Origin of the sequence: Pseudomonas sp. PS02303, assembly GCF_029959925.1 — a bacterium.
In the GTDB taxonomy this organism is placed as follows: Bacteria; Pseudomonadota; Gammaproteobacteria; order Pseudomonadales; family Pseudomonadaceae; genus Aquipseudomonas; species Aquipseudomonas mandelii.
The window spans coordinates 1-7,067 of sequence record NZ_JASCOM010000289.1 but is presented as its reverse complement, the minus strand read 5'-3'; the positions used below and the strand labels follow the sequence as shown (position 1 = coordinate 7,067).

The following is a 7,067-nucleotide window of genomic DNA, read 5'->3' as shown; positions in this document are numbered from 1 at the left end:
CGTGGGAATACAGCCAGGGACGCAGAGCGCCCGGTGAGGCATTCCCACGCAGAGCGTGGGAACGATCACCATGGTGGAGTCAGGAGGAACTCACCACTCAGCAAAACTGCCATCGGCATGGCGCCAGATCGGGTTGCGCCAGCGGTGGCCGACAGCGGCGCGTTCGATCACGTATTCCTCGTTGATCTCAATGCCCAGGCCCGGGCCGTTCGGGATCTTCACGAAGCCTTTGTCGTAATCGAACACTCGCGGATCTTTCACGTAATCGAGCAGGTCATTGCTCTCGTTGTAATGGATGCCCAGGCTCTGCTCCTGGATGAACGCGTTGTAGCAAACCGCATCCAGTTGCAGGCACGCCGCCAGGGCAATCGGACCCAACGGGCAATGCAGCGCCAGCGCCACGTCGTAGGCCTCGGCCATGTTGGCGATCTTGCGGGTTTCGGTGATGCCACCGGCGTGGGACGCATCCGGCTGGATGATATCGACGTAACCTTCGCTGAGCACACGCTTGAAATCCCAGCGCGAAAACAAGCGCTCGCCGAGGGCAATCGGGGTGCTGGTCAGCGGCGCCAGTTCCTTCAGCGCTTCGTAGTTTTCGCTGAGCACCGGCTCTTCGATAAACATCAGTTTGTACGGATCGAGTTCCTTCATCAGCACCTTGGCCATGGGCTTGTGCACCCGGCCATGGAAGTCCACACCGATGCCGACGTTCGGGCCCACCGCGTCACGCACGGCGGCAACGTTGGCCAGGGCGAGGTCGACTTTCTCGAAGGAGTCGAGGAATTGCAGCTCCTCGGTGCCGTTCATTTTCACCGCCGTGAAACCACGCTCGACCGCTTCTTTCGCCGCGCGAGCGGTGTCCGCCGGACGGTCGCCACCGATCCACGAATACACGCGAATCTTGTCCCGCACCTGACCGCCCAGCAAATCGCTGACCGACACGCCCAAGGCCTTGCCCTTGATATCCCACAACGCCTGATCGATACCGGCCAGGGCGCTCATGTGAATCGCGCCGCCGCGGTAGAAGCCGCCGCGGTAGAGCACGGTCCAGATGTCTTCGATGTTGCGTGGGTCTTTGCCGATCAGGTAGTCGGACAATTCTTCAACGGCAGCGGCGACGGTATGTGCGCGGCCTTCGACCACGGGCTCGCCCCAGCCGGTCACGCCTTCGTCGGTTTCGACCTTGAGGAAGCACCAGCGCGGCGGAACGATGAAGGTGGTGAGTTTGGTGATTTTCATCTGTTGTCTCTCTTATAGATGTAGCGCGCTCGGCGCCAGAAAGTCTTAACGCAGAGCGTTCCATGCAGCGACATAGGCCTTGGCGTTTACCGCCACGTCCTCAGGCGTCATGCCCGGTTTGAACAACCCGGAACCCAATCCGAAACCTTTCACACCGGCGTCGATAAACACCTGCATGTTGTCCGGCGTGATCCCGCCAACCGGCGCCAGAATGGTTCCGGCCGGCAGCACCGCGAGCCAGGCTTTGACGACTGCCGGCCCCATCTGCTCGGCCGGGAACATCTTCAGCACGTCCGCCCCTTCGGCCAATGCGGCGAAGGCTTCGGTCGGCGTAGCAACGCCCGGCGACAGGTACAACCCTGCCGCTTTTGCTGCCCGCAACACCTTGGCATCACTGTGCGGCATGACGATCACCTGACCGCCCGCCGCTTTCACTTGCTCGACCTGTTCCGGTGTCAGCACCGTACCCGCGCCGATCAGGCAATCGGCGGGCAAAGTACTGCGCAGGATGCGGATACTGTCGTAGGGCTCAGGGGAATTGAGCGGCACTTCGATGACGCGAAATCCGGCGGCATAAAGGACTTCGCCAATGGCGGCCGCTTCTTGCGGGCGCAGGCCGCGCAAGATCGCGATCAGACCGTTTTGCGCCAGTGCTTGCTTGAGCATGTCAGACCTCCAGTCAGGTTGAACGGGATGGGTGTGCGGCGATCAGTCCGGCGGCGACCGCCAATTGCCACAACCCGCGTTCGGTGGCTTGTTCGGCCAGGGTCACGCGGGCAAAACCACAGGCGTCGAGGGCCCGGCTGTAGCGGGCACACAGTTGGGAGTTGCCAATGAGGATGATTGAAGGCAGGTGAACGCTGTTGCGTCGGCGTCGCTGAACGTTGGCCAGCGCCGACAGTTCGTGGCCGATCAGCAGGCCGGACAAGTAATCCGGTTGGGCAGTGGCGCCGAGCTCACCGGTCAGCCCGAGGCTGCGGGCGCTGAACAGCGTCGACAACGGACCGATCTCGCCCTCCGCCGACAGCGCCACTTGCACACCGCGATCAAACGCCTGGCCATCAAACGACGCGCCCTTTTGCTGGGTACGCCCGAGAATGCTGTGTTCACTGAGCACGGCGAAGATCTCGCCGGTCATGAAGGTGTCGAAATGCACGATGCAGCCGTCGGCCACTTCCACCCATTTCGAATGACTGCCTGGCAGGCCGATCAACAGGTCAGCGCCCTGCTCAAGCGGCAGATTCTGCAGGACACCCAGCACTTGGGTTTCTTCGCCGCGCATCACGTTCGGCAAGCGCGAACGCTGAATCACGCCCGGCACGATGTGCACATCAACACCGCGAAGACTGCGAAGGGTTTGTAGGGAAGTTCCAAGATTGGCGACGTTCGCCGGTGTATCGCAGTAGGCCGCTTCGCGCCAGCCCTGGGCGCTGCCGACCATGCCACAGGCAATCACCGGCAAATCCGGCTGCGCGTCGAACCAGTCACCGCACGCCTCGTCGAAGGCCAGTTCAAAACCGTCGGCGCATTCCTGACCGTTGATGATTCGCGGTGTCCGGGGCAGCTGCATGATCCCGGACGACAGCGAACGCTGTTCCAGCACCTGGCCACCCGCGGCGAGTTTGTAAGCACGTAATGAGGTCGTCCCCCAATCGAGCGCGATCAATTGCGCCAGCATCGCTTCACCTGTTTTGTTTATTGGCAGTGAGTGAGCTGGACTATAAACCCTGACGCGGAGAAATCTCAATATATAAATATGACTCCCATATTATGGGATGTACGCAAAAAAAATATCGCAGCCTCGGACGACTCCTGCATAGCGAGGCAGGCGCCGCCGAAAGCTGCGATAGTTGGCAGTCGAAGCCGAAGATCAACTCCCCTCAGCAAACTCCCGCAACACCTTCCCATCCATCCGATACCGGACCCACTCTTCCTGCGGCTGCGCGCCCAACGACTTATAAAATTCGATCGCCGGTTTGTTCCAGTCCAGCACGCTCCATTCGAAGCGCCCGCAGTCATTGGCGCAGGCGATTTTGGCGAGGTGGCGCAGCAAGGTTTTACCGGCGCCGCCACCGCGTTGCTGGGGGGTGATGTAGAGGTCTTCGAGGTACAGGCAATTACTGCCGAGCCAGGTGGAATAGCTGAAGAAGAACACCGCGAAGCCGATCGGCAAGCCGTCGCGCAGGCAGATCAGGCCGTGAGCGGTGGCGCCTTCGCTGAACAGGCTGCGTTCGATGTCGGCAACGCTGGCGATGACTTCGTGACGGGCACGTTCGTAGTCGGCCAGTTCAGTGATGAACCCGAGGATTTGCGGTGCATCGCTGGGGGTTGCCGGGCGGATCTCGATCGTCATGGACGTGCCTTTGTCGAAAGTTGAAAACGCCATACTAAGTCGGCGCGTGGTTTGTGGCGAGGGAGCTTGCTCCCGTCCGAGTGCGAAGCAGTCGTAAAGGCTGGCAACTCGGTTTTAACTGAAATACCTTTGCTCCCGGGATGGGGTTGCTTCGCAACCCGGCGGGAGCAAGCGCCCTCGCCACAAAAGCGCGTTCACTTCAAAGGAAAGTCATGGCCACTGATGCTTTCGCGCCGCTGCAACTTCTCGCAGCGCAACTGCTACCCCACGCACTGGAACCCTCGGAAGATGGCGCCCACGATGGGTCCCATCTGCAACGGGTGTGGCACAACGTGCGAACGCTTCATGCTGAAGAAGGCGGCGATCTCGGAGTGCTGCTGGCGGCGGTGCTTTTGCATGATTGCGTGGCGGTGGAAAAGAATTCGCCGTTGCGCTCACAGGCCTCACGCCTGGCTGCTGAAAAAGCATCTGCCGTGCTAAGCGACATGGCTTGGCCAAGTGCAAAAATCGGCGCAGTCGCCCACGCCATCGAAGCCCACAGCTTTTCCGCCAACATCACCCCGTCCTCGCTCGAAGCCAAAGTCCTGCAGGACGCCGACCGCCTCGACTCCCTCGGCATGCTCGGCGTAGCGCGCACGTTCTATATCGCCGGACGCATGGGCAGCGCCCTTTACGACCCGCAAGACCCGGAAGCGACAGCGCGGGACTACGATGACAAACGCTTTTGCCTCGATCACTTTCAGACCAAGTTGCTGCACCTGGCGGACGGTTTCCAGACGATCACCGGCCAGCAGCTGGCGCGCGTCAGGCATGAGCGCCTGAAGGGTTTTATGGCGCTGTTCAAGGAAGAAATCGGCATCACCTGAGCGCATTACTCCGGCCCGCGCTAACCCTGGCATCGATAACCCCAGACCTAACAATGTCGAGGTACATGGTAGATAGAGGGTCAGCGTTTTTATCGGGTCAAGGAACCGCGTCATGTCTACCGCTACGCCCCACGTCTCAAGCAGAGTGTTCGGCCTGTTTTGCCTCGCCAGTTATTTGCTGTCGCTGTCCTACGGCTCGACCTTCCTGTTGTCACTGTTGATCGGTTCACGGGGCGGCAACGAACATGATGCCGGCAGTGTGATTTCGGCGGCGATGCTCAGCACATTTGCGGCGGTAGTTGTCTCCGGGCACCTGTCTGACCTGCTCGGCGCGGCGCGTTCGATTGCGCTGTTCGGCGCGTTGTTGGTGGCGGCCAGCCTGGGCTTCGCGCTGACGCCGGGGTTCGGCAATCTGTTGCTGTTTTTCGGACTGCTGCTGGGGCTGGGCTGGGGGGTGTTTTACACCTTGGGGCCGATGATCGTGGCGAGCCTGGTGACGCCCGCGCAACGCGCGAAATACTTTGCGCTGCTGTCGGGCAGCATGATGGCAGGGATCGGCAGCGGGCCGCTGTTGGGCCGCGCGGCCAGTGCGTTCGGTTATCCCGTCACCGCCGCCTTTTACCTTGCCGCGTTGGCCAGCCTGATGGGTGTGTTGCTGTTCTGGCGGCTGCATTCGCAACTGAAAAAAACGCCCTCGCCTACCACCACTGTCGCCCGCATTTCCTGGCGTGCGACGACTCAGGTGCTGTCGTCCAGGGCAGTGTTTCCGATCATCATGGTCGGCCTCGGCGGGTGCGTATTCGGCGGCCTGTCGAGCTTTCAAACCAGTTACGCAGCGTCTCGCTCGCTGGATTACTCGCTGTTCTTTTTCGGCTTCATGGGTGCGGCAATCAGCAGCCGGATGTTGATCGCCGGGGTCGTGGTCAAGCGCGATGCATTGCGCGCTTCGTGCCTGCTGTCAGGCGTGATGGCGGGTTCGATTGTGCTGTTCAGCTTCGTGGTCGATAGCGAGCTCAGCTACGTGCTGGCAGCGATGATGCTCGGGGTCGGCTACGGGCTGACGTACTCGGTGATCAATGGCCTGGCGGCGAACGAAACGCCCCACGGCACCACTTCGCAATCGTTGTTGCTGTTCAGCCTGTCGTACTTCATCGGTGTATTCGGCTTTCCATTGCTCGCCGGGAAGATCATTGTCGAACACGGAATGACGACACTTCTACTCACAGTTCTCGCCATAGGGCTTTTGAACTGGCTGATCACCTTGGGCCGCTTGATCTGGCGTCGGGTCGACAGCAGCAAATCGTTGCAACAGGCCTGAACCGTTCGTCGTTCATCAGGCACCAATCCAAATCGGGGGCGGACCAATATCAGGTAAGGACTCTAATTAAATGGAGACGACACCATGATCATGTCCCGCTTGACCGCCCTCGCTCTCGCCACGCTGTTGTCCTCTGCCGCTTTCGCGGCGACCACCGCCACGGGTACCGGCCCGACCAACCCGGTCGAAGGTCAGAAAAATCCGACCACCCAAGGCTCACCCGGCATGAACACCAACGGCACGGGCGTAGACAGCAGCCAGCCTCCGTCAACGGGCACCGACCCACGGATTCAGGGCAACGATACGGGCCGCCAAGGTGGCATGAACATGCCGGACACCCAGACACCGGATAACGCCGGCGCCGGCATGGGCTCGAAAACCACCACCGGTGGCTCGGGTTCCGAAGGCGGCGCCAGCCAATAGTTCGCCCACGCGAGTTTCACCTATCCACATCCATGAAGAGGTAACCATGAACGTCGATAACAACCTTGAGAAAGAAGTCCTGACCCGTCTGCTGCACGCCCATCCAAATGGCTTGGGCAAGGAGGTCCTGGACAATTACCGGGGGGAGAAAATCGTGGCCAGCACCCTCGCCACGCTGCAGGATCGCGGGCTGATTCAGCACGGGCATGTGTCCTGCAACGAGGCCGGCGAACACTCGCTGCAACTGCCGATCAAACTCAGCGCGGCTGGGGTTGAGGCGGCGCGCAAGCTGGACGTTTAACAAGATGGATCAGGTCGCAGTCGTGCGCGGCTGCGACCGTTTGAGCGACTCTACAAGTAGCAGGAGAAATCCCATGCCTCGTGGAAGCAAAGACAAATATACCGCCGAGCAAAAGCGTAAGGCCGAGCACATTGAAGAAGGCTACGAGCACAAAGGTGTCTCGAAAGATGAAGCGCAGGCGCGCGCCTGGGCAACGGTGAACAAGCAGTCCGGTGGCGGCGAACGCAAGGGGGGCTCCGGGCGCAAGAAACCGGCGAGTGCCAAATCAGAAGATCGCAAGGAATCGTCACGGCGTGCGGTGGCCAGTCGCGAAGGTCATTCGCGTGACAGCAAGGCTTCGCGAGAGACGCAGACGGTTGACAGTTTGAGGAAGGAAGCGACTTCGAAGAAGATTCCGGGGCGCTCGAGCATGCGTAAACAAGAGTTGATTGAGGCGTTGCGCAAGGCTGGGTAGAAGCCTGATTTTTTTTATTGAATGTAGTGGCCCCTTCGCGGGCAAGCCTCGCTCCTACGGGTTCGGGTTGTAGCGAAAATCCGCGTATGACCAAATCCCTGTAGGAGCGAGGC

9 protein-coding genes are annotated in these 7,067 nt (G+C 60.5%); 5 read left to right on the top strand and 4 right to left on the bottom strand.

The features are described 5' to 3' along the window. Positions 1-90: 90 nt before the first annotated feature. The 4 genes from dgoD to QMX98_RS30565 all read right to left on the bottom strand — a co-directional run bounded on the left by dgoD (position 91) and on the right by QMX98_RS30565 (position 3,592). Positions 91-1,239 (bottom strand): galactonate dehydratase, encoded by a 1,149-nt coding sequence (dgoD, locus tag QMX98_RS30580; protein ID WP_008152275.1) that lies wholly within the window; start codon positions 1,237-1,239, stop codon positions 91-93. Positions 1,240-1,284: 45 nt separating this feature from the next. Further along, on the bottom strand, positions 1,285-1,905 hold the full coding sequence (locus QMX98_RS30575) for a 2-dehydro-3-deoxy-6-phosphogalactonate aldolase (RefSeq protein WP_077747979.1): 621 nt from the start codon (positions 1,903-1,905) through the stop codon (positions 1,285-1,287). A gap of 13 nt (positions 1,906-1,918) precedes the next feature. Continuing rightward, positions 1,919-2,917, bottom strand: a complete 999-nt coding sequence (locus QMX98_RS30570) for a 2-dehydro-3-deoxygalactonokinase (RefSeq protein ID WP_282411872.1) — start codon at positions 2,915-2,917, stop codon at positions 1,919-1,921. A 192-nt stretch (positions 2,918-3,109) separates the two neighbouring features. Next, a complete protein-coding gene (locus QMX98_RS30565) occupies positions 3,110-3,592 on the bottom strand; it encodes a GNAT family N-acetyltransferase (protein ID WP_010461803.1) in 483 nt (160 codons plus the stop codon). A 212-nt stretch (positions 3,593-3,804) separates the two neighbouring features. Here QMX98_RS30565 and QMX98_RS30560 point away from each other — a divergent pair, with 212 nt between their 5' ends. The 5 genes from QMX98_RS30560 (at position 3,805) to QMX98_RS30540 (ending at position 6,954) form a co-directional block, all read left to right on the top strand. Beyond that, positions 3,805-4,458, top strand: coding sequence for an HD domain-containing protein (locus tag QMX98_RS30560; RefSeq protein WP_282411871.1), 654 nt, complete (start codon positions 3,805-3,807; stop codon positions 4,456-4,458). A gap of 112 nt (positions 4,459-4,570) precedes the next feature. Further along, a complete protein-coding gene (locus QMX98_RS30555) occupies positions 4,571-5,776 on the top strand; it encodes an MFS transporter (RefSeq protein ID WP_282411870.1) in 1,206 nt (401 codons plus the stop codon). Between the two features lie 84 nt (positions 5,777-5,860). Further along, positions 5,861-6,199: a hypothetical protein gene (locus QMX98_RS30550; RefSeq protein ID WP_010461809.1), complete on the top strand. Its 339-nt coding sequence runs from the start codon at positions 5,861-5,863 to the stop codon at positions 6,197-6,199. 46 nt (positions 6,200-6,245) lie between these two features. After that, complete coding sequence (locus QMX98_RS30545; RefSeq protein ID WP_282411869.1) at positions 6,246-6,500, top strand: hypothetical protein; 255 nt, start codon at positions 6,246-6,248, stop codon at positions 6,498-6,500. 73 nt (positions 6,501-6,573) lie between these two features. After that, positions 6,574-6,954, top strand: a complete 381-nt coding sequence (locus tag QMX98_RS30540) for a Rho termination factor N-terminal domain-containing protein (protein WP_010461813.1) — start codon at positions 6,574-6,576, stop codon at positions 6,952-6,954. Positions 6,955-7,067: the final 113 nt, after the last annotated feature.